This window comes from Neorhizobium tunisiense (genome assembly GCF_039631515.1).
Lineage (GTDB): Bacteria > Pseudomonadota > Alphaproteobacteria > Rhizobiales > Rhizobiaceae > Neorhizobium.
This window is the reverse complement of the sequence record NZ_JBDIUU010000003.1, coordinates 373,391-394,840: the sequence shown is the minus strand read 5'-3', so window position 1 is coordinate 394,840 and position 21,450 is coordinate 373,391. Positions and strand designations below refer to the sequence as shown.

The window sequence follows — 21,450 nt, the reverse complement described above, 5'->3', positions numbered from 1 at the left end:
GGCAGCGGCGGCGGCCGGACGAGCATGATCCAGGCCTTCCGCACTGAGCGGCCGGATGCCGACACGCGTCTCCAGGTCGGCCGGCCCGGCCGCGAACTCTGCCTCTATCCCGCCGCCTTCGGTTACGACCTGCAGGAGGAGCTCGAATTCCTCTCCAACCGCGCGCTCGAGCCGAACATCTTCTTTTCGGCCCGGCTGCTCGCCCCCGCCATGCCGCGGGTCGAGGACAAGCAGGTGCGCCTGGCGCTGATCCGCGACGAGACCGGCACGCGCAGCCGAATGCGGCTGCTGATGCCGTTCACCGTCGAAAGGCCGGGCTTTTCCGTCGGCGCCTCGATCATCCGTGCCTGGGCCAATCCCTTCGGACCGATCGGCACGCCGCTTGTCGATGTGGAAGACAGCGCCGAGACGATCGACAATCTTTTCGAAGCGCTGAGCATGCGCGAAGCGCGCCTGCCCTCGGTGCTGGTCATGCCGGACATACGGCTCAACGGCCCGTTCGCGCAGCTCGCCAAGGCGGTCGCCATCGGCCGCAACCTGCCGGTCACCGTCACGGATCCCAATCTGCGGCCAATGCTCGAAAGCCTGCTCGACGGCGAGGCCTATCTGAAACACTCGATCTCGTCGCACCACTACCGCGAAATGCGCCGCCTGTGGCGCAATCTGGGAAACAAAGGCTCGCTCAGCTATTCGGTCGCCCGCCAGCCGGAAGAGATCCGGTTGCGGATGGAGGAATTCCTGGCGCTCGAGGCCAAGGGCTGGAAGGGCCGCAAACGCTCGGCCCTGATCAACGACCGCTACCGCGCCGCGTTCGCCCGCGAAGCGATCACCAACCTGGCGGAAGTCGACGCGGTCCGCATCCACACGATCGATTTCGACGGACGCGCGATCGCCTCGCTCATCGTCTTCATCATGGCCGGCGAGGCCTATACGTGGAAGACCGCCTACGACGAAGGCTTTTCCCAGTTCTCGCCCGGCAAGCTCTTGATGGTGAAGCTGACCGAATGGCATCTCGAAGACGCCAACATCATGCGCACCGACAGTTGCGCGGTTCCCGATCACCCGATCATGAGCCGTTTCTGGGAAGAGCGCGAGGAAATGGGCACGCTGGTGATCGGCCTGAGGCAGAACGGCGACCGCGACGTGCGCCAGGTGGCAACCCAGCTTCACCTCTACCGCAATACCCGCAACATGGCCCGCATGCTGCGGGAAAAGATCCTGTCGCTCGCCGGCCGTTCCGAGTAACTACTCGGCGGCCGCCTTGTCGCGCAGCAGCCGGCGGATGACCTTGCCGCTGGTCGTCAGCGGAATGTCGTCGACAAAGGCAACCTCGCGCGGATATTCGTGCATCGACAGCCGCGTCTTCACCCAGTCGCGGATCTCGAAGGCAAGCTCATCGCTGGGAAGATAGCCCGGTGCCAGCGCGATATAGGCCTTGACGATCTCGGTGCGGATCGGGTCCGGCTTGCCGACCACGGCCGCCAGCCGCACCGCCGGATGGCCGCTCAGGCAGTCCTCGATCTCGCTCGGGCCGATGCGGTAACCGGACGAGGTGATGACATCGTCATCGCGGCCGATGAATTCCACATAACCGTCGCGGTCCTTCCGGCCGAGATCGCCCGTGATCAGCCAGTCGCCGATAAACTTCGCCTCTGTCGCGGCTTCGTCGTTCCAGTAGCCGAGGAACATCACCGGATCCGGACGGCGGATGGCGATCTGCCCCATCTTGCCGACCGGCAGCTCGATCCCCTTGCCATCGACCACCGCCACATGATGACCAGGCACCGCCCGACCGATCGCTCCGCCGCGCGACACGCCGAGATTGGCGGCCGAGGACAGCACGAAATTGCACTCGGTCTGGCCGTAGAACTCGTTGACCGTCAGCCCCAGCGCCGCCTTCGCCCAGTCATAGGTCTCGCGGCCGAGCGCCTCGCCCGCCGAGGCGATCGTCCTGAGCTTGAGATCGTATTTTTCGAGCGGCCGTTCGACAGATTTCAGCAGCCGGAGCGCCGTCGGCGGAATGAAGGCGTTGCGCACGTCCATCTCGGACATGATGCGGAAAGCCATGTCGGCATCGAATTTCTGCGCCGGCGAGGAGACGACCGGAATACCGAGCATCAGGGCCGGCAGCAGCACGTTGAGCAGGCCGCCTGCCCAGGCCCAGTCCGACGGCGTCCAGATCCGATCACCCTCCTGCGGCGCGAATTCATGCGCTAGCTGGAAACCCGGGATATGGCCGGCCAGCACCCGATGACCGTGCAGCGCCGCCTTCGGCGGGCCGGTCGTGCCGGAGGTAAAAATCATCAGAGCCGGATCGTCCGGCCCGGTATCGGCGACCTCGAACAGCGGCGGATGCGCGGCAATCAGCGCATCAAGCGCCAGAAGGTTTTCGCCGGCGGGCACCTCGCCCGTGACGATCACATGCCGCAAGTCCGGCAGTTTTTCGCGCAGGTCGGCCAATCGAGACAGGCCGAAGGGACTGGTAACGATCGCCGTCGCCCCCGACGCCTTCAGCCGGTATTCGAGCGCCTCGGCCCCGAACAGGAGCGCCAGCGGCAGGGCGATGCCGCCCATCTTGTAGATCGCCACATGCGCGATCACCGTCTCGAAACTCTGCGGCAGCAGCAGCGCCACCCGATCCCCGGGTTTCAGACCGAGCGCCACGAAGGCGTTGGCAAGCGAGGCGGAGCGCCCGGACAGTGCGCCATAGCTCAGCGCCCGATGATCGCCATCCGGGCTGAAATGCTGGAGACAGACGCGATCCGGAAATTCTTTCGCCCAGGCATCGCTGACCACTTCCCCCATGTTGAATCGCTCTGGGATCTCCCAGGCGAAATCGCCAAAAAGGTCTTCATAGGAGGTGCGGGCAGGCAGTTTCATGGGCAGCGCTTCTATTTTTGCTGCACCAGCTAACATCCGGGATGCCGAAAATACAAGGGGGACATCGGAGGGGACCTGATGTGGCGAAGCCGGTAAGGAAAGGGGAAAACCCACATCCGGCAGCCTTGTTCCGGGACAATCTCTTGAACGTCAGGCTGCCGGATTGCGGCCTCACTTCACCCTTGCATGCCGGTGCGACGCCGTGATAGAGCGCATACCGCTACCCAAGTGCCCCGTTGGCGGAATTGGTAGACGCGCCTGACTCAAAATCAGGTTCCGAGAGGAGTGCTGGTTCGATTCCGGCACGGGGCACCATTTCTCCTAGAAGCTTTGATATGTTTGCGGGTTTCCGGCGCAGGCGCCGCGCAAGGGACACCCGATTGAGGTCGCGAATGAACTCGGCATCAAATACGGGAAAAATGGCGCACCCGACAGGATTCGAACCTGTGACCTTTGGAATCGGAATCCAACACTCTATCCAGCTGAGCTACGGGTGCTAACCTTGTGAGACGATGACTCGCCTCCGTCCGATGGTGGTTCTTAGCTCAGGACGTAGCCCGCATCAATCGCCAATTTGCGATGGGCACAAATCATCCGATGGCGGCAGCCTGTTTTCGTTGCGGCCGCATCGTCGCGGCTTCCGGCCTCGAGGGCGATAAGGCGCCGAGTTCAAGATAATTTGTCTTACCGAGCCGGCGCTTCTGCTCTAAGTGAGGCCATGGCGTCCCGGCCGGTCGAAATGCATATCAGGAGAAGCGCATGGCGCTGACAGCTTCCACACCCCGTTCCCGCGCCGGCATCGGCTATGCCGTTGTCCTGACCCTCGGCATGGCGGCGACGGTCGGCGGGGCGCTGGCCTTCCAATATATCGGCGGCTACATCCCCTGCGCGCTCTGCCTGCTGCAGCGCAACCCATATTATTACGGCATTCCGGTCGGCATTCTGGCGATCGTCGTTGCGGCTGTCGGCCTGCCCGCCTGGGTCACCCGCGCCCTGCTCGTCGTCATCGGCGTGATGATGCTGGTCGGCGCAGGCATGGGCGTTTATCACTCCGGCGTCGAATGGGCCTTCTGGGAAGGTCCGGCAAGCTGCGGCGGCGGCGCGGGCGTCACCACCAATGCCGGCAGCCTGCTTTCGGACCTCAACACCGTGCACGGCCCGTCCTGCACGGAGGCCGCCCTTCGGGTGCTCGGCCTCTCGTTTGCCGGCTGGAACGTGATCGCCAGCGTCATCCTGGCCGCCATCGCATTCGTCGGCGCAAAAAAGGCCGCATGAGGCGGCCTTTGTCATAGTCGATCTCAGGCTCGCTCCGCTCTGCCTTACGGCTGCAGTTCCGTATCCCAGTAGAGATAGTCCATCCAGCTTTCGTGCAGATAGTTCGGCGGGAACAGCCGGCCGTTATTGTGCAGGTCCTGCACCGTCGGCTGATAGGGCTTCTGGTGCGGGAACATGGCGGCCTGTTTCGGCAGCTTGCTGCCTTTCCTGAGATTACAGGGCGAGCAGGCGGCCACCACATTTTCCCAGGTGGTCTCGCCGCCATGGGCACGCGGGATGACGTGGTCGAAGGTCAGGTCGTCGTGTTCGCCGCAATACTGGCACTCGAACCGGTCGCGCAGGAAGACGTTGAACCGGGTGAACGCCGGGTTGCGGGTCGGCTGGACGTAGGTCTTGAGGCTGACGACGCTCGGCAGCTTCATCGAGAAACTCGGCGAGCAGACCGAGTGATCGTATTCCGCGATGATGTTCACACGGTCGAGGAAAACCGCCTTGATCGCGTCCTGCCAGGACCAAAGCGACAAGGGATAATAACTCAGCGGCCGGTAGTCGGCGTTCAGAACGAGCGCCGGCAGGGCCTGCGGGGAGACTGCAATCGTCAAGTGACGCTCCTACCCGATTCGGCATCTGTACTTTCTATATTAGGTCCGTTGTTACAGGATTGTGAAGCCCAATAAATGCAGTGGGATACTCAGGTGCAGCTTCAGGCCAGAGGTGTGACATCGCGACGCATTTTCGCCGCGTAATAGGCCCAGAAAAGCCGGGCCGCGACGGAACGCCACGGGCTCCAGTCTCTCGCCATCGTCGCCAGATCTTTGGCCGACGGCCGCGCTTCGAGGCCGAATGCATGTGCGACTGCGGCCTGCAGCGCCACGTCGCCGGTCGGGAAGATATCGGCATGGCCGCAGCAGAACATCAGGTAGACTTCCGCCGTCCAGGGGCCGATGCCGGGAAGCGCCACCATCCGTCGGATCGCTTCGGCTGTTTCGAGTGCGCCGACGGAGGCGAGATCGAAATGCCCTTCCGAAATTGCTGTGGACAAATGCAGAAGCGTCGCCGCCTTTGCCCGCGAGAGGCCGAACGTGGCGATGGTCGCGGGGTCCAGCGCCCGATAACTGGCGGCGGTGACCGGACCCACCGCCGTGATTCTCCTCCAGATCGCCTCGGCGCTCGCCCGCGATACCATCTGCGAGACGATGATCGAGGCAAGGCCTGAAAAGCCCGGCTCGTTCAGCCTGAGCGGCACCGGCCCCGAGGCTTCGACGATCGCCGCAAGCCGCGGGTCGAGTTCGACCAATGCGTCGAGCCCCGCCTGGATGTCGGAATGATCGCGGATGATCCCCACCTGTCGCCTCTCCCATGGCCGTCTTTCAAAAAGCATGGCAGAAGAAACCATGTCCGCCTCGCCTCCAGATAAACCGGTCTATCGTTTCGCGCCAAGCCCGAACGGGTTTCTGCATCTCGGCCACGCCCTTTCGGCGCTGCTCAACCACGACATGGCGGCTGCAAATGGCGGCCGTTTCCTGTTGCGCATCGAGGATATCGACCTGACGCGCTGCACGCCGCGGTTCGAGCAGGCGATCTATCGCGATCTCGCCTGGCTGGGGCTTGAATGGGAAGAACCGGTGCGGCGCCAGTCCGAACATTTCGACGCCTATCATGCGGGCCTCGGTCGGTTGACCGAGATGGGCCTGGTCTACCCGGCATTTCTGACCCGCGGCGAGGTGAAGGCCAGGGTCGCGGCCTTCGAGGCGGATGGAAAGAATTGGCCGCGTGATCCCGACGGCTCGCCGCTTTATCCGGACGACGACAGGCATCGCGGCGAGACGGAGCGGCGGAAGCTGATCGCGAATGGCGTCCGGCATGCTTTTCGCCTCGACATGCAAAAAGCGCTTGGCCTCATCGCGGCGCCGCTGAACTGGAGCGAGACCGGCGATGGCGAGCGCGGCGAGATCCGCGCCGAACCGTCGGTCTGGGGCGATGTGATCCTCTCCCGCTCGGATGCGCCGTCGAGCTACCATCTGTCGGTGACATTGGACGACGCGGCGCAGGGGATCACCCATGTGGTGCGGGGGCTCGACCTTTTCGAGGCGACGGCCGTGCACCGGCTTCTGCAGGAACTGCTGGGGCTAACGCCGCCGGTCTATCACCACCACCGGCTGATCATGGGGAAAGACGGCAGGAAACTGTCGAAAAGCGAGGGCTCAACCGGGCTCGCGGCGCTTCGCGACCAGGGTCTCTCGATCGGTGACATCCGTCGCCTCGTTGGCCTTTGACAGCGCTTCGCCGCGTTGGCGACGCTCCCGCCGGAACCGGCTGAAGACCGAGTAGATCCGGTATTTCATCAGGGCGGCGTTAAGCTCGGCGCCGAGAATGAAGATCACGCTGATCATGTAGAGGAAGACCAGCACGATCATGATCGACGCCAGTCCCGCATAGGTCGCCGCATAGTTGGCGAAGGTCGAGAGGTAGGAGGCGAAACCGAGCCCAAAGGCAGTCCAGATGACGATCGTCAGCGTCACGCCCGGCAGGACGTCGATGATCCGCCGACGCCCGGCCGGCAGCCATTTATGCGAAAACAGCAGCCCGAGCATCAACAGCAGGGCCGTGCCATAGAGACCCCAGTTGGCGGCCCGCGTCAGGTCGCCGATCAGCCAGGGAAAGCGCGTTTCGGCGAACTTCAGCGCCACCGGAACGGCAACCAGCACGATGCTGATCACCGCGAAGATGACGACGGCGACGATCACATAACCGAGGCTGGCGAGACGGGTCACGTACCACGGCCGTGTTTCCGACACGCGATAGGCGCGGTTGAGGGAAATCCTCAGCGCCTCGACGCCGTTGGAGGCGAAATAGGCAGCCGCCAGAACCGAGATCGTCAACAGCCCGCCGCGCGGGATTTCCAGCACCTGCCGGATTTCCGAGGCGATCGGTGCGGCGATATTGGCCGGCCACGTGTCGAAGAGCAGATGCACCGCGGTTTCAGAAAAGCCGCCGGCTCCCAGAAAGCTGGCGAGCGCCGTGCCGAAGATCAGGAACGGAAACAGCGCCAGCAGGCCGGATAGCGCCACATGGCTTGCCATTGCCCAGCCATCGTCATCCGAGAAGTGCCAATAGGCGTCCCAAAGTACCTTGAAGGCGAGGCGATACCACCGGACGGGGCGGTTTTCTTCGGACAATTGCAACTCCGTTGTGACGTGGCGGGAAATATGGGAGGAACTCCTCCGATTGTACAGGGAACCTTACTCAATGGCCGAAAATAGAACGATCATCGTTACCGGCTGTTCCTCCGGCATCGGCGCCCATTGCGCCCGGGCCCTGAAGGCGGACGGCTGGCGGGTGTTCGCGACGGTGCGCAAGGCGGCCGATCTCGCGACCCTCGAAGCGGACGGCATCGAGGCCCTTTTGATGGACTATACCAGGACCGACACGATCGCAGCCCTGGTGGAAACAGTGCTGGCGCGCACTGGCGGACGCCTCGACGCGCTGTTCAACAACGGCGCCTACGGCCAGGCGGGGGCGGTGGAGGATTTGAGCACGGATGTGCTGCGCGAACAGTTCGAGACCAACTTCTTCGGCTGGCATGAGCTGACCCGGCGGGTGATCCCGGTGATGCGTGCAAAAGGCCAGGGCCGCATCGTCAACTGTTCGTCGATATTAGGCCTCCTGCCCTATCGTTACCGCGGCGCCTACACCGCCTCGAAATATGCGCTCGAGGGCCTGACGATCACCATGCGCATGGAGCTCGAAGGCAGCGGCATTGGCGTGAGCCTCATCGAGCCCGGACCGATCACGTCGCGCTTCACCGCCAACGCGCTTGCCAAGATCCGGGAGAATGTCGATCTTGAAGGTTCGGTGCATGCCAAACAGTACGAGCGGCAGATCAAGCGCCTCGACGGGCGAGGCCAGGTCAGCCGCCATAAACTTGGCCCCGAAGCAGTCTATGACGTGTTGACACATGCCTTGACCGCGGCTCGTCCGAAGCCGCATTATCTCGTAACCACGCCCGCCAAGCAGGGCGCTTTCCTGAAAAGAATACTCCCGGCCGCGCTCTTTTATAAATTGATGCGCCGGCTGGATTGAAAGGCAGCAATCGACAATGTCCACTTTCACAACAGTGCTGGCCCTGATCATCATGGGCCTCGTCGTGATCGTCCTCATCCGCGGGCTGTTCAACATGATGAAAGGCACCGACGCCAACAAATCCAACAAGCTGATGCAATTGCGTATTCTCTTGCAGGCGATTGCAATCGTCCTCATCATGCTCACTCTCTGGATTACGGGCGGCGGTCGCCCGACCTGATTCTGATGATGGCGGATGGTAAAGCTCAACAAGATCTACACGCGCACCGGCGATAACGGCACCACGGCGCTGGTCTCGGGCCCGCGCCGCGACAAGTACGACCTGCGCGTCGAAGCCTACGGCACGGTCGACGAGACCAATTCGACGCTCGGGCTCGCCCGCCTGCATACCGCCGGTTTGACCGAGCTCGACGCCATGCTGTTCCGCATCCAGAACGACCTTTTCGATCTCGGCGCCGATCTTGCCACGCCCGATACCGGCGAAAAGCTCAGTTACGAGCCGCTTCGCATCATCGAGGCGCAGGCGACACGGCTGGAAACGGAGATCGATGCGCTCAACGCCCATCTCGACCCGCTGACATCCTTCGTTCTACCGGGCGGCTCGGCTGCCGCCGCCTATCTCCACCTCGCCCGCACTGTGTCGCGCCGCGCCGAGCGGCTGATGGTCGAGCTATCGCGGCGCGAGACCGTCGGTGCCGCGGCGCTGAAATATATCAACCGGCTTTCCGATTTCCTGTTCGTGGCGGCACGTTTCGCCAATGACGGCGGCAAAGCTGATATACTCTGGGTTCCGGGCAAGAACCGGTAACCGCACGGCGGAGGAGCCACAGCATGTTCATTCCGCTGCACGACGCTGTCGAACTCAAATATATCCGCGTCCAATATGTGACGATCAGCATCATCGCCATCAACGTGCTGGTATGGCTGTTCACCAATTTCTCAGCACCTGAAGTGGCCGAACACGCCTCGCTCGGGCTTGGTTTCATCCCGGCGGTGATCTTCAACTATGCGACCCTCGACCCGTCGCTGGTGATCGTGCCGGACGACCTGACTTTCGTCACCTATGCCTTTCTGCACATGGATTTCTGGCACCTCGCCTCGAACATGCTGTTCCTCTGGGTATTCGGCGACAATGTCGAGGATGCCCTGGGGCATGTGAAGTTCCTCGCCTTCTATCTCCTCTGCGCGGCGGCGGGCGCCGCTCTCCATGGTCTCGTGGCATCGAGTTCGGAAGGTCCGCTGATCGGCGCATCCGGGGCGATCTCCGGCGTCGTTGCGGCCTATTTCCTTTTGCATCCGCGCGTGCGCGTCTGGGTGCTGGTGCTCTTCCGAATTCCGCTGCCCCTGCCGGCCTTCATTCCGCTGGCGCTCTGGATCGTCCAGCAGTTCGCCATGCTGGCGCTCGATCTCGACGGCATGGTCTCCTGGGGCGCACATGTCGGCGGCATCATCGCAGGCGCCATCCTCGTGCTGTTCATGCGCCGCAAGGGCGTGCCCCTGTTCGACCGCAACATCGTGACCCCGAAGGCCGTCGAGCTTAAGCCGGACGTTCCGCGGATCGCTGCGGCCACCGAATAGAACTATGAGAAAACGGCAATGCTTAGCGGCAAATCCGCGTTGTAATCGCGCGAAAAATGCGTATCCATGTCGCCAACTGACAAATGAGGAAGCAGCAAATGTCGCAATTTGCGGCTGGAGATAGTCAAGGAAGGACCCCATGAAGATCCTGGTGCCAGTCAAGCGAGTGGTCGATTACAACGTGAAGATCCGGGTGAAGCCGGACGGCACGGGTGTCGAGCTTGCCAATGTGAAGATGTCGATGAACCCCTTCGACGAAATCTCCGTCGAGGAGGCTTTGCGGCTGAAGGAAGCCGGCAAGGCTGAAGAAGTGGTGGTCGTGTCGATCGGCCCGGCCAAGGCCGAAGAGACACTGCGCACCGCGCTCGCCATGGGCGCCGACCGTGCGATCCTGGTCGAGACCGACGACGTGGTCGAGCCGTTGGCCGTCGCCAAGATCCTGAAGGGCATCGTCGATGCCGAACAACCCGGCCTGATCATCGTCGGCAAGCAGGCGATCGATGACGACTCGAACCAGACCGGCCAGATGCTGGCAGCGCTCCTCGGGTCCGCCCAGGCGACCTTCGCCTCGAAGATCGAGCTCGCCGACGGTTCCGCCAAGGTAACCCGCGAAGTCGATGGCGGCCTGCAGACGATCGAAGTCAAGCTTCCGGCCGTCGTCACCACCGACCTGCGGCTGAACGAGCCGCGTTACGCCTCGCTGCCGAACATCATGAAGGCGAAGAAAAAGCCGCTCGACAAGAAGACGCCTGCCGATTTCGGCGTCGATGTGAGCCCGCGCCTGAAGGTGCTGAAGACGGAAGAGCCGGGCGGCCGCAAGGCGGGCATCAAGGTGAAGACGGTCGAGGAACTGGTCGGCGCCTTGAAGACCGCCGGCGTTCTGTAAGGAAAGGGAGAACATCATCATGGCCATTCTTCTTCTGGCAGAACACGACAACGCGAGCCTCAACGACCAGACCGCCAAGGCGCTGACCGCAGCCACACAAATTGGCAGCGACGTGCATGTGCTGGTCGCGGGCTCCGGTGCCAAGGCTGCTGCCGATGCCGCTGCAAAGCTTGCCGGCGTCTCCAAGGTGCTGCTTGCCGACAGTGCCGACCATGCCAACAACCTCGCCGAACCGCTTGCGGCCCTGATCGTCTCGCTGGCCGGTTCCTACGACACGATCATCGCCGCCGCGACCGCATCGGCGAAGAATGTCATGCCGCGCGTCGCGGCGCTGCTCGACGTCATGCAGGTCTCGGAAATCATCGAGGTCATCTCGGCGGATACGTTCAAGCGGCCGATCTATGCCGGCAACGCCATCCAGACCGTTCAGTCGACCGACGCCAAGAAGATCATCACCGTGCGCACCGCCTCCTTCCAGGCAGCCGGTGACGGCGGGTCCGCCCCGGTCGAGACGATCTCGGCTGCGGCGAACCCGGGCGTATCGAGCTTCGTTTCGGATGCGCTCTCCTCGTCGGAACGCCCGGAACTGACGTCAGCCAAGATCATCATCTCCGGCGGTCGCGCGCTCGGTTCGTCGGAAAAGTTCCAGGAAGTCATCCTTCCGGTCGCCGACAAGCTCGGCGCTGCCGTCGGCGCATCGCGCGCTGCAGTCGACGCAGGCTACGCCCCGAACGACTGGCAGGTCGGCCAGACCGGCAAGGTGGTCGCGCCGGCGCTCTACATTGCGGTCGGCATCTCGGGCGCCATCCAGCACCTCGCCGGCATGAAGGACTCCAAGGTTATCGTCGCCATCAACAAGGACGAGGAAGCGCCGATCTTCCAGGTCGCCGATTACGGCATCGTCGGCGACCTCTTCGAAATCCTCCCGAAGCTCGAAAAGGCGTTGTGAAGCCTTGCCCATTTCGCAAGCGCGAAAAATGCTGGCAAAACGACCAGTAGCGGAATAACAATCTGCCGGACTGCATACACGCAGTCCGGCATTTTTATAAAATCGGCGTACGCTGGAGAGAGCGTAAACGCCCAGGGAGCGAAACCATGGGTCTGGTCATCAAAAGCATCGGCGTCATCGGAGCAGGCCAGATGGGCTGCGGCATTGCACATGTTTCGGCTCTCGCCGGTTACAAGGTGCAGATGTACGACGTGTCCAAGGACCGGATCGAAGCAGCGCTCGCAACCATCAATGGCAATCTCGCCCGCCAGGTCTCCCACGGCAAACTCGGCGATGACGAGCGCAAGGCAGCCCTTTCGCTGATCTCCGGCTCTTCCGACCTCAACGACCTCGCGCCGATGGACATGGTGATCGAGGCCGCGACCGAAGACGAAAGCGTCAAGCGCAAGATCTATTCGCAGGTCTGTCCGGTCCTGAAGCCCGAAGCCCTGCTCGCCACCAATACCTCGTCGCTCTCCATTACCCGCCTCGCCTCCGCCACCGATCGGCCAGAGCGCTTCATGGGTATACATTTCATGAACCCGGTTCCGGTCATGAAGCTCGTCGAACTGGTGCGCGGCATCGCCACCGACGAGCCGACCTTCCGGGCCGCCAAGGATTATGTCACCGCACTCGAAAAGACCGCGACTGTCGCCGAGGATTTCCCGGCCTTCATCGTCAACCGCATCCTGCTGCCGATGATCAACGAGGCTATCTACACGCTTTATGAAGGCGTCGGCTCGGTCGAGGCGATCGACACCGCCATGAAGCTCGGCGCCAACCATCCGATGGGCCCCCTGCAGCTCGCAGACTTCATCGGCCTCGACACCTGCCTGTCGATCATGCAGGTCCTGCACGACGGTTTGGCTGACAGCAAATACCGCCCCTGCCCGCTCCTGGTGAAATATGTCGAAGCCGGCTGGCTCGGCCGCAAGGCCGGCCGCGGGTTCTATGATTATCGCGGCGAAGTGCCGGTACCGACGCGGTAGGCTGGCACCGACCTTTGCAACCCTTGCCTTGCCAGATATGCTATTCCGAACTATATTGAGGGAGTGAGAGGCGAGCTTTCGCCCGCCTCTCTGGTTTATTTTAGGAATGTGACCCGCACGCTTGCCTGCCAGCTCGTGCGGGTTTTCCGTAAGATAAATGCGATGCTAAATGGCTTGAACCACATAGCTCACCCTCCAGTTGGATGGCGAGGCCTTCGCCGGGCCGGAGGAGCCCATCTCTTCCGATACGCCTGACAGGGGCGCGTCTGCTTTGGCCATCACAACCAAGAGCAGCATAGAGTAGAGATTTACATTACTTCAATTGGAAACTGCCGGCTAAAGCCCCTTCGCCGCCGTAATCAACGCCTTCGCATCCGGACTATCCCAGGCTGCCGGGCCATTCATCGCCGAAATCAGGCAGCCCTTCTTATCCATGATCAGCGTTACCGGCAGGCCGAAGGCGAGGCCTTCCTTCTTCAGCGAATTGAAGACGCCCATCGAGCTGTCGCGGTAATAACCGAGCGTATCGACGCCGTATTCGGCGAGAAAGGCCTTGGGCTTCTCGTCGCTGCCGGTATCGATGTTCACCGCCACGACCTCGAAGTCCGGACCGCCCATGCCCTTCTGCAGCGCGTTCAGCGCCGGCATCTCTTCCCGGCACGGGCCGCACCACGTGGCCCAGAGATTGAGGAGCACTGTTTTGCCGGCGAAATCGGCGGTCTTGAGGTCCTTGCCGTCCGGCCCCTTGAAGGCAAGATCGAGCGGCCGCGGCGGCTGGGCAGCGACCATGGCGGCGACCTGGCCCCTGGAGAACTGCGAAACCGACTTCACCGTCTCGACTGCACCCTCGCAGGCGCCGGAGGGTTGGGCGAGAAGCCCGCTCTCACCATTGCCAGACCCCACATTCCTCACGTATACCGCCACGGCACCGGCGAGTATCCCCGCGACGGCGGCAATCACGATCAATCTGGCGGTAGGAAGGCCGAAAGGTCTTTTGGTCGTCATCAACTACTCCAGGACTAGCATCATGGCTGACGGCACGAAGGACGCGGTATCCTCCAACCAGATGTGGGGCGGACGCTTCGCTGCAGGGCCGGATGCGATCATGGAGGAGATAAATGCCTCGATCGGTTTCGACAAGAAGCTCTTCGCCCAGGATATCCGCGGCTCAATAGCGCATGCGACGATGCTTTCGGAAAAGGCCATTATTTCGAGCGAAGATAAAGACAAGATCGTCTCCGGCCTGAACACGATCATGTCAGAGATCGAAAGCGGCAAGTTCGAATTCTCCAGGCAGCTCGAAGATATCCATATGAATATCGAGGCGAGGCTGGCGGTGCTGATCGGCCCGGCCGCGGGACGCCTGCATACCGCCCGCTCACGCAACGACCAGGTGGCGCTCGATTTCCGCCTCTGGGTCAAGGAAGAGCTCGCCAAGACGGAAGCGATGCTGACCGACCTGATCGCCGCCTTCCTCGACCGAGCCGAGGAACATGCCGACACGGTCATGCCCGGCTTCACCCATCTCCAGACCGCCCAGCCGGTCACCTTCGGTCATCACTGCATGGCCTATGTGGAAATGTTCGGCCGTGATCGCGCCCGCGTCCGCCACGCGATCGACCATCTCGACGAAAGCCCGATCGGCGCCGCAGCGCTTGCCGGCACGCCCTATCCGATCGACCGCCACATGACGGCGAAAGCCCTCGGCTTCCGCGAGCCGACCCGCAACTCGATCGACACCGTTTCCGACCGCGATTTCGCTCTGGAATTCCTGTCCGTCGCGGCGATCTGCGCCGTGCACCTGTCACGCCTCGCCGAAGAGATCGTCATCTGGTCGACGCCGCAATTCGGTTTCGTACGCCTGTCTGACGCGTTCTCGACCGGCTCGTCGATCATGCCGCAGAAGAAGAACCCGGATGCCGCCGAACTGGTGCGCGCCAAGACCGGCCGCATCAACGGCTCGCTGGTGGCGCTCCTGACGGTCATGAAGGGCCTGCCGCTCGCCTATTCCAAGGACATGCAGGAAGACAAGGAACAGGTCTTCGACTCTGCCGAGAACCTGGAACTGGCGATCGCCGCCATGACCGGCATGATGCGCGACATGACCATCCGTGCCGACAAGATGCGGGCAGCCGCCGGTGCCGGGTATTCGACGGCGACCGACCTTGCCGACTGGCTGGTGCGCGAAGCCGGCCTTCCCTTCCGCGACGCCCATCACGTCACCGGCCGCGCCGTGGCACTTGCCGAAAGCAAGGGCTGCGACCTGTCCGAACTGTCGCTCGAAGAGCTGCAATCGATCAATCCTGATATCACCGACAAGGTTTTCAACGTGTTGTCGGTCGATGCGTCGGTCGCCAGCCGCACCAGCTTCGGTGGCACCGCGCCGGCCGAAGTGCGCAAGCAGATCGCCTGGTGGCGCGCCAGGAATTGATGTCGGCCGCAATGAACGCCGAGAAGTGATGCCGGATAGTGACTGCACAAGGGCGCGGAACTTCGCTATGAAAGTTCCGCAGCCGCGCCGGAGAAGGAATAGAATGTCGAAGTCCCTGGTAAAAATCGCCCGCATCGCCTTTGTGCTGAGCCTCGCCGGCATCGTTGTCGTCGGCTGCGGCCGCAAGGGCAGCCTCGACCGCCCGAGCACGCCGGTGGAGCAGCAGAACATTCGCAAGAGCGGCAAACCGGGCGAACAGAAAACCGAACCGGTCGCCAACCGGCCTTTCCTGCTCGACCCGCTCCTGTAATTTTTCGAGTTTTACCGTGAACCATTTTCATTACATCGACGGCGTGCTGCACGCCGAGAACGTGCCGATCCCGGAAATCGCCAAGGCGGTCGGGACCCCCTTCTACGTCTATTCGACGGCAACCCTGGAACGTCACTACAAGGTTTTCGCCAAAGCGTTCTCCGATGTGGACGCGATGGTCTGCTACGCGATGAAGGCGAATTCCAACCAGGCGGTGCTGAAGACGCTCGGCCGGCTCGGAGCCGGCGTCGATGTCGTCTCCGGTGGCGAACTTCGCCGCGCGCTTGCGGCCGGCATTCCGGCGAACCGCATCATGTTCTCCGGTGTCGGCAAGACGGTGCCGGAAATGGATCTTGCGCTGCAGGCGGGCATCTACTGTTTCAACGTCGAATCCGAACCGGAACTGGAGGTCCTGAACCTGCGCGCCCTGAAGGCTGGCAAAAAGGCGCATGTCTCCTTCCGCATCAATCCGGATGTCGATGCCGGCACGCATGCCAAGATCTCGACCGGCAAGAAGGAAAACAAGTTCGGCATCGCCTATGAACGCGCCCGTGCGGTCTACGCCCATGCCGCGACGCTTGATGGCATCGACGTCACCGGCATCGACATGCATATCGGCAGCCAGATCACCGAGTTGCAGCCGTTCGAGCACGCCTTCCGGCTCTTGCGCGAACTGGTCGATACGCTGCGCACCGACGGCCACCGCATCGACCACGTCGATATCGGCGGCGGCCTCGGCATCCCCTACCGCGAGGACAACAACCCGCCCCCGCTACCCGATGCCTATGCGGAAACGGTGAAGCGCCAGCTGCGGTCGCTGAACTGCAAGATCGTCACCGAACCCGGCCGGCTGATCGTCGGCAATGCCGGCATCCTGGTGACCGAGGTCATCTACGTGAAGGACGGCGGGGAAAAGTCCTTCGTCATCGTCGATGGCGCGATGAACGACCTGATCCGCCCGACGCTTTACGACGCCTACCACATGATCCGTCCGGTCGTCGTACCGGCCGCCGATGCGCCGCGCATCAAGGGCGACGTGGTCGGCCCCGTCTGCGAAACCGGCGACTACCTGGCGCTCGACCGCGAGATGGCCGAACCGAAGCCGGGCGACCTGATCGCCGTCGCTTCGGCGGGCGCCTATGGCGCCGTGCAGGCGGGTACCTACAACACCCGGCTTTTGGTTCCCGAGGTTCTGGTGAAGGGATCCGAGTTTCATGTGGTGCGCCCGCGCGGCACTTACGAAGATCTCATCGCTCTCGATTCCGTACCGGCGTGGCTTGCGTGAACGCCTGAAGCGGCGTTCACTTTTGCGGGAAATCCGGCGAAATATGGGGGCGAATTGCCCCCTGCCCTCGTCTTCGCCACAAACATCGTTATCTTAAAGGCTTGATTTGCGCCGCCACGACTGGAGACGGACCGCATGAGCCTCATCCGCAAAGGTGCCTTCGAATCGCATCCTGAGCTTGCGCGCCGCGTCGCACTGAAGCGCTCCTTCGCGCGGATCGTTCTGTTTTTCGAATGGATTTTGCCGCTGCTGCTGGCGCCCCTCGGGATCGCGGCACTCTTCCTGTCTGTTGCCTGGTTCGGGATTTTCCGGATCGCGCCGGACTGGGTGCGCTGGATCCTGGTCGGCGGCTTCGCCTTTGCCTTCGTGTATGCTCTGCTGCCGTTCAGTCGCCTGCGCTGGCCGGCGGTGGCTGAAGCCGACCGGCTTCTTGAAGTCCGCAACAACCTTCCCCACCAGCCGGTCGGCGTCCAGGACGACCATCCGGCTTTCGAAACCCCCTTCTCCCGCGCGCTCTGGAAGGAACACCAGATTCGCATGGCCGAGCGTATCGCAGCGCTCGATGCAGGGCTGCCGCAGCCCGACATCGCCCGGCACGACCGGTTTGCCCTGCGCGCCATTCCTGCCCTGGTCTTCGTCGTCGCGCTCGGTTATTCGTTCTCCAACGGCGGTGGTTCGCCTGCCGATGCGTTCCGGCCCGCGCCGCCGGCACCGAGCATCAACCCGGACTTGCGCATCGACGCCTGGCTGACGCCGCCGTCCTATACCGGCCGCGCCCCGGTGTTCCTGACCGGCCGCGAGGTCACCACCGCGGTTGCCGCCGTATCGATTCCGCAGAATTCGGCGCTGACCGTGCGTGTCACCGGTGGCGAAGGCGGCGAGGCCGTGGTTTTCGCGCCGAAGGCCGGCGGGCAACCATCAACGCTGGTCACCGAGGAAGCCAAGAAGGCGGCGGAAGACGCGGCGCAGCAAACAAAGCAAGGCCCCGGACAGCAGACCGCTCAGCAGGCTCCGGCTCAGCCAGCCGCACCGCAGCAGCCCAACCAGCCACGGCCGCCGCGCACCTATGCACTGAATGTCGCCGAGAGCGGCAGCCTCACCGTCAACGGCCAGACTTGGGCTTTCGACGTGATCCCCGACCGGCCGCCGGAAATCGCCTTCGAGGGCCAGCCGAAGCCTTCCGTCAACGGAGCGCTCGAAATCGGTTTCACCGGCAAGGACGATTACGGCATCCGCGAAGCGCATGCCCTGATCGAACCGGTCGGCCCGACGGATCCGGCCGCAACCCCGCTTTATCCGCCGCCGGACTACCGGCTCGACCTGCCGCGCCAGAACAGCCGCGAAGTCAAGGGCCTGACGAGCCGCAGCCTCATCGAGCATCCGCTCGCCGGCAAGCGCGTCAAGATCACCCTGATCGCCAAGGACGGCGCCGGCCAGACCGGCCGCAGCCCGACCCATGAAATGGTGCTGCCGTCGCGCGGCTTCTCCGAACCGCTCGCCGCCGCCGTCGCCGAAGAGCGCCAGGTTTTCGCCCTCGACACCCGCCGGATGCCCCGCGCCATCGAGCTCAACGAAGCGCTGGCGATCCGCCCGGACGAAACCATTCCGAACCTCAGCCATTTCCTGCTGATCCGCTCGGCGCTTGAGCGCATGAAGCTCGCCCGCAACGAGGAACAGCTGAAGGATACCGCCGAATATCTCTGGGAGATCGCGCTCGGCATCGAGGACGGCGACCTGTCGCAGGCCGAGCGCCGCCTGCGCGACGCCCAGCGCAATCTCGCCGAAGCGCTGCAGAACAAGGCCTCCGACCAGGAAATCGCCAAGCTGATGCAGGAACTGCGCGAAGCCATGCAGCAGTTCATGAACGAACTGGCGCAACGGATGCAGAACGCCCCGCAGGCGCCCAACAACATGCAGTCCCAGAACGTCATCCGCCAGCGCGACCTGCAGAACATGATGGACCAGATCGAGAACCTTGCCCGGTCCGGCAACCGTGATGCCGCCCAGCAGATGCTCAATGAATTGCAGCGGATGATGAACAACCTGCAGGCCGGCAGGCCGCAACGCGGCCAGCAGGGCCAGCAGCAGCAGAACAGCCAGATGCGCCAGCAGATCGACAAGCTCGGCGAGATCATGCAGGAACAGCAACGGCTGATGGACCAGACCTTCAAGCTGGACCAAGCGCTGCGCGACCGCATGCAGCGCGGCGACCCCTATGAACGTCCGGGTCAGGACGGCCAGCAGCAGGACCAGCAACAGCAGGGTCAACAGCAGCAAGGCCAGCAGGGTCAGCAAGGGCAGCAGAACACCGACCAGATGACCGCCGAGCAGCTTCGCGAAGCGCTGAAGAACCTCCGCGCCCAGCAGGAAGGCCTCGGCAAGAAGCTGGAAGAGTTGCAGCAGGCGCTGAAGGGCCTCGGCATGCAGCCCGGCGAAGGTTTCGGCAAGGCGCAGAGCGAAATGGGCAATGCCGGCAAGGCGCTCGGCGAAGGCCAGGGCGAGCAGGCGGTGCAGGGCCAAGGGAACGCGCTGAGCGCCTTGCGCCAGGGCGCCCAGAACATGATGCAGCAGATGATGCAGGCCATGCAGCAGCAGGGGCAGGGCCAAGGCCAGGAGCGCGGTGGCCCGGGCGAAAACATGACCTCGCAGGGTGGCCAGAACGGACGCGATCCGCTCGGGCGCCCGCGCGCCACGTCAGGTCCGGATTTCGGTGATCAGGTAAAGGTGCCTGACGAGATCGACGTCCAGCGTGCCCGCGAAATCCTCGAAGCGATCCGCGAAAAGCTCGGCAACGCGCTCTCCGGCGAGGCAGAGCGGCAATACCTGGAACGGCTTCTGGATATTCGTTGAGCGATCAGGCGGCGTGGGAGTTTGCGGCCGCCAGCGCCGAGGCGACGGCCCGGCGGATATCGGGAAGCGCAAACGGCTTCTGCACCACGTCGATGATCTTGGCGGCAAGATCGTCGGCCCGCTCCCGCTGTTCGGCATAGCCGGTCATCAGCAGGATCTTGAGATCGGGGAATTTGGCGGAAGCTTGATGCACCAGTTCGATCCCGTCCATGACCGGCATGCGGATATCGGACAGCAGCAGATCGAAAGGCCCTTCGTTCAGCTTTTCCAGGCCTTCGGCTCCATCTCCCGCTTCATGCGTCTCATGACCATCGAGACGAAGCGCCCGCGCAACGAACATGCGAAGCGAATCCTCGTCCTCGGTAATCAGGATTTTTGCCATGGCGGTGATCGCTCCCGTGTTTTGTTCGTATGGGACGCAAATCAACAGAGTTTTCTTGTCGAGGAGTAAACGCCGGCCCATTGCGGGCCGACATGGTTAACACCTCGTCTCGCCCAGTCAGGCAAAACGGTCAGGCGTCCCCGGTCACGATACCGACGAAAGGCAGTTCGCGGAAAGCGTAGGCAACGTCCATGCCGTACCCGACGACGAAATAATCCGGGCATTCGAAACCGACATAATCCGCCTCGAGATCTTCCTGGCGCTTGACGCGCTTGTCGAGCAGAACGGCGATCGAGACGTTGCGGGCGCCGCGCTCGTAGAGCATTTCCTTGGCGAATTTCAGCGTGCGGCCGGATTCGAGAATGTCGTCGATCAACAGCACGTCGCGATCCTTCACGTCGCTGTCGATATCCTTGACGATGCGCACCCCTTGCGAAACGGTTCCGGCGCCGTAGCTCGACAACGTGACGAACTCGACTTCCGGCGCAAGCCCCACGTCATGCAGCGCCCGCAACAGGTCGGCGGCGAAGATGAAAGAGCCCTTGAGGATGGCGATGACCAGCAGATCCTTGGTCGGCCCTGTGGCAATCTGCGCCGCGATCGCGTGGTTGCGCTCGGCGATCTGTTCGGCCGTATAAAGCGGCTCGATGATTTTGCCGCGTACGACGGGCATGAGGTTCTCCTGCGTGTCCGTAAAAAACCGCGATACCACAATCACGCAGACAAGAGAAAGCTCTAGGCGCCCCGTTCGGCAAAGGAAAGCCGCAGATCGGGCAGTTTTCCACCGGGGTGGGGCACGCGCGCCGAGAAGCCGCGGCTCTGGCCGCCTTCGATGGACGAAACCGGCGGCGAGATCAGCGTCGTCGCAACGAGCGTCTGGCCGGACATCAGGTCGGCACGGATCTGCGGCATGGCACGATTGTCGCCGCTGCGGTTTTCGACGATGCCGTTGATCAAGAGCACCCGCATGCCGTTGGCATCCTGCGGCGTCATCGTCACATGAGTGATGTCGAGGGTCGGCCCGGTCTCTGCCGTCGCCGAACCGGCGAACAGGAAGGTGAAGCCGCCCGCGAGGCTGAAAACGGTGACGAAGACAATCGCCACCACCGCAGAGAAGAAATCGGCGGATAGGCGCATCAGGCCACGCTCGATGCCGGCCAGGGTGCGCTCCGCAAATGACGGTGCCGTGACCGCGGCGGCCGGGCGGCTGCGATTGTCGTTGTGCGAGCGCGGCGACGGACCGCGGCGGAAGGTCTCGCGAACCGGGACGAACTGGGCGTCTACCACCTCGCCGCGCCGCGGGTTCATCCGGGTCGTGCGCGCGGAAGGTTCCGGCGGCAGGATGTCCATCTGGATGACTGTCTTGCCCTGATGGCTGCTAAATGTGCTCATGGGGCCCTCTTCGGCCCGTTTTCCCCGTTGTTCGGGATGGCGGGCATTGAATCGACTCCCGCTCAGTCGTAAATTGAAATGGTTAACGCTTCGCAAATACGGCCTGAAATTAGCCCTTTTC

General features: G+C 62.9%; 22 protein-coding genes and 2 tRNA genes. 15 read left to right on the top strand and 9 right to left on the bottom strand.

Translation table 11 applies throughout. The annotated features are described in order from the left end of the window. The first annotated feature begins 24 nt into the window (after window positions 1-24). A complete protein-coding gene (locus ABCW43_RS16025; RefSeq protein ID WP_345926253.1) occupies window positions 25-1,245 on the top strand; it encodes a GNAT family N-acetyltransferase in 1,221 nt (406 codons plus the stop codon). Here the strand turns inward: ABCW43_RS16025 and ABCW43_RS16020 are convergent, their stop codons facing one another. Then, window positions 1,246-2,880 (bottom strand): AMP-binding protein, encoded by a 1,635-nt coding sequence (locus tag ABCW43_RS16020; protein ID WP_345926139.1) that lies wholly within the window; start codon window positions 2,878-2,880, stop codon window positions 1,246-1,248. Window positions 2,881-3,110: 230 nt separating this feature from the next. On the opposite strand from ABCW43_RS16020, the gene ABCW43_RS16015 reads away from it, so the two are divergent. Continuing rightward, a tRNA-Leu gene (locus tag ABCW43_RS16015) sits at window positions 3,111-3,195 on the top strand. A 105-nt stretch (window positions 3,196-3,300) separates the two neighbouring features. On the opposite strand, the gene ABCW43_RS16010 is transcribed toward ABCW43_RS16015, so the two are convergent. Next, a tRNA-Arg gene (locus ABCW43_RS16010) sits at window positions 3,301-3,377 on the bottom strand. 262 nt (window positions 3,378-3,639) lie between these two features. On the opposite strand from ABCW43_RS16010, the gene ABCW43_RS16005 reads away from it, so the two are divergent. After that, window positions 3,640-4,155 carry a disulfide bond formation protein B gene (locus ABCW43_RS16005; protein ID WP_345926137.1) on the top strand — a complete coding sequence of 172 codons (516 nt, stop codon included), beginning with the start codon at window positions 3,640-3,642 and terminating at the stop codon, window positions 4,153-4,155. Window positions 4,156-4,199: 44 nt separating this feature from the next. Here the strand turns inward: ABCW43_RS16005 and ABCW43_RS16000 are convergent, their stop codons facing one another. Continuing rightward, window positions 4,200-4,757 (bottom strand): HNH endonuclease, encoded by a 558-nt coding sequence (locus ABCW43_RS16000; protein WP_007767848.1) that lies wholly within the window; start codon window positions 4,755-4,757, stop codon window positions 4,200-4,202. Window positions 4,758-4,858: 101 nt separating this feature from the next. Then, window positions 4,859-5,551 carry a DNA-3-methyladenine glycosylase family protein gene (locus ABCW43_RS15995; protein WP_345926132.1) on the bottom strand — a complete coding sequence of 231 codons (693 nt, stop codon included), beginning with the start codon at window positions 5,549-5,551 and terminating at the stop codon, window positions 4,859-4,861. Between ABCW43_RS15995 and gluQRS the strand changes: the two genes are divergently transcribed. Continuing rightward, the gene (gene gluQRS / locus ABCW43_RS15990) at window positions 5,535-6,431 is read left to right on the top strand and encodes a tRNA glutamyl-Q(34) synthetase GluQRS (RefSeq protein ID WP_345926130.1); all 897 of its coding nucleotides are present in this window, start codon (window positions 5,535-5,537) and stop codon (window positions 6,429-6,431) included. The two genes, ABCW43_RS15995 and gluQRS, sit on opposite strands and share 17 nt — an antisense overlap. Here gluQRS and ABCW43_RS15985 read toward each other — a convergent pair. Continuing rightward, a complete protein-coding gene (locus ABCW43_RS15985; protein WP_345926128.1) occupies window positions 6,360-7,334 on the bottom strand; it encodes a YihY/virulence factor BrkB family protein in 975 nt (324 codons plus the stop codon). The genes gluQRS and ABCW43_RS15985 overlap by 72 nt on opposite strands. A 70-nt stretch (window positions 7,335-7,404) precedes the next feature. Here ABCW43_RS15985 and ABCW43_RS15980 point away from each other — a divergent pair, with 70 nt between their 5' ends. From ABCW43_RS15980 to ABCW43_RS15950, 7 genes are all read left to right on the top strand, one after another. After that, window positions 7,405-8,238, top strand: coding sequence for an SDR family oxidoreductase (locus tag ABCW43_RS15980; protein ID WP_345926126.1), 834 nt, complete (start codon window positions 7,405-7,407; stop codon window positions 8,236-8,238). A gap of 16 nt (window positions 8,239-8,254) precedes the next feature. Then, window positions 8,255-8,458 (top strand): twin transmembrane helix small protein, encoded by a 204-nt coding sequence (locus ABCW43_RS15975; RefSeq protein WP_345926124.1) that lies wholly within the window; start codon window positions 8,255-8,257, stop codon window positions 8,456-8,458. 15 nt (window positions 8,459-8,473) lie between these two features. Next, window positions 8,474-9,046: a cob(I)yrinic acid a,c-diamide adenosyltransferase gene (locus ABCW43_RS15970; RefSeq protein ID WP_345926122.1), complete on the top strand. Its 573-nt coding sequence runs from the start codon at window positions 8,474-8,476 to the stop codon at window positions 9,044-9,046. A 23-nt stretch (window positions 9,047-9,069) separates the two neighbouring features. Next, complete coding sequence (locus tag ABCW43_RS15965; protein WP_345926120.1) at window positions 9,070-9,816, top strand: rhomboid family intramembrane serine protease; 747 nt, start codon at window positions 9,070-9,072, stop codon at window positions 9,814-9,816. 139 nt (window positions 9,817-9,955) lie between these two features. Beyond that, window positions 9,956-10,702, top strand: a complete 747-nt coding sequence (locus ABCW43_RS15960) for an electron transfer flavoprotein subunit beta/FixA family protein (RefSeq protein WP_345926118.1) — start codon at window positions 9,956-9,958, stop codon at window positions 10,700-10,702. 19 nt (window positions 10,703-10,721) lie between these two features. Next, window positions 10,722-11,651, top strand: a complete 930-nt coding sequence (locus ABCW43_RS15955; RefSeq protein WP_345926116.1) for an electron transfer flavoprotein subunit alpha/FixB family protein — start codon at window positions 10,722-10,724, stop codon at window positions 11,649-11,651. A gap of 146 nt (window positions 11,652-11,797) precedes the next feature. Then, on the top strand, window positions 11,798-12,679 hold the full coding sequence (locus ABCW43_RS15950; RefSeq protein WP_345926114.1) for a 3-hydroxybutyryl-CoA dehydrogenase: 882 nt from the start codon (window positions 11,798-11,800) through the stop codon (window positions 12,677-12,679). Between the two features lie 336 nt (window positions 12,680-13,015). Here ABCW43_RS15950 and tlpA read toward each other — a convergent pair whose 3' ends face one another. Then, window positions 13,016-13,684 carry a thiol:disulfide interchange protein TlpA gene (tlpA, locus tag ABCW43_RS15945; protein WP_345926112.1) on the bottom strand — a complete coding sequence of 223 codons (669 nt, stop codon included), beginning with the start codon at window positions 13,682-13,684 and terminating at the stop codon, window positions 13,016-13,018. Between the two features lie 22 nt (window positions 13,685-13,706). On the opposite strand from tlpA, the gene argH reads away from it, so the two are divergent. From argH to ABCW43_RS15925, 4 genes are all read left to right on the top strand, one after another. Beyond that, the gene (argH, locus tag ABCW43_RS15940) at window positions 13,707-15,110 is read left to right on the top strand and encodes an argininosuccinate lyase (protein WP_345926110.1); all 1,404 of its coding nucleotides are present in this window, start codon (window positions 13,707-13,709) and stop codon (window positions 15,108-15,110) included. Window positions 15,111-15,213: 103 nt separating this feature from the next. Beyond that, the gene (lptM, locus tag ABCW43_RS15935) at window positions 15,214-15,420 is read left to right on the top strand and encodes an LPS translocon maturation chaperone LptM (protein ID WP_046633823.1); all 207 of its coding nucleotides are present in this window, start codon (window positions 15,214-15,216) and stop codon (window positions 15,418-15,420) included. Between the two features lie 16 nt (window positions 15,421-15,436). Continuing rightward, window positions 15,437-16,705: a diaminopimelate decarboxylase gene (gene lysA, locus ABCW43_RS15930; protein WP_345926108.1), complete on the top strand. Its 1,269-nt coding sequence runs from the start codon at window positions 15,437-15,439 to the stop codon at window positions 16,703-16,705. A 135-nt stretch (window positions 16,706-16,840) separates the two neighbouring features. Then, the gene (locus ABCW43_RS15925; RefSeq protein WP_345926106.1) at window positions 16,841-19,555 is read left to right on the top strand and encodes a TIGR02302 family protein; all 2,715 of its coding nucleotides are present in this window, start codon (window positions 16,841-16,843) and stop codon (window positions 19,553-19,555) included. A 4-nt stretch (window positions 19,556-19,559) separates the two neighbouring features. On the opposite strand, the gene ABCW43_RS15920 is transcribed toward ABCW43_RS15925, so the two are convergent. The 3 genes from ABCW43_RS15920 to ABCW43_RS15910 form a co-directional block, all read right to left on the bottom strand. Further along, window positions 19,560-19,937, bottom strand: a complete 378-nt coding sequence (locus ABCW43_RS15920) for a response regulator (protein WP_345926104.1) — start codon at window positions 19,935-19,937, stop codon at window positions 19,560-19,562. A gap of 130 nt (window positions 19,938-20,067) precedes the next feature. Next, window positions 20,068-20,610 carry a hypoxanthine phosphoribosyltransferase gene (gene hpt / locus ABCW43_RS15915; RefSeq protein WP_345926102.1) on the bottom strand — a complete coding sequence of 181 codons (543 nt, stop codon included), beginning with the start codon at window positions 20,608-20,610 and terminating at the stop codon, window positions 20,068-20,070. 62 nt (window positions 20,611-20,672) lie between these two features. Beyond that, window positions 20,673-21,329: a hypothetical protein gene (locus ABCW43_RS15910; RefSeq protein WP_345926100.1), complete on the bottom strand. Its 657-nt coding sequence runs from the start codon at window positions 21,327-21,329 to the stop codon at window positions 20,673-20,675. Between the last annotated feature and the right edge of the window lie 121 nt (window positions 21,330-21,450).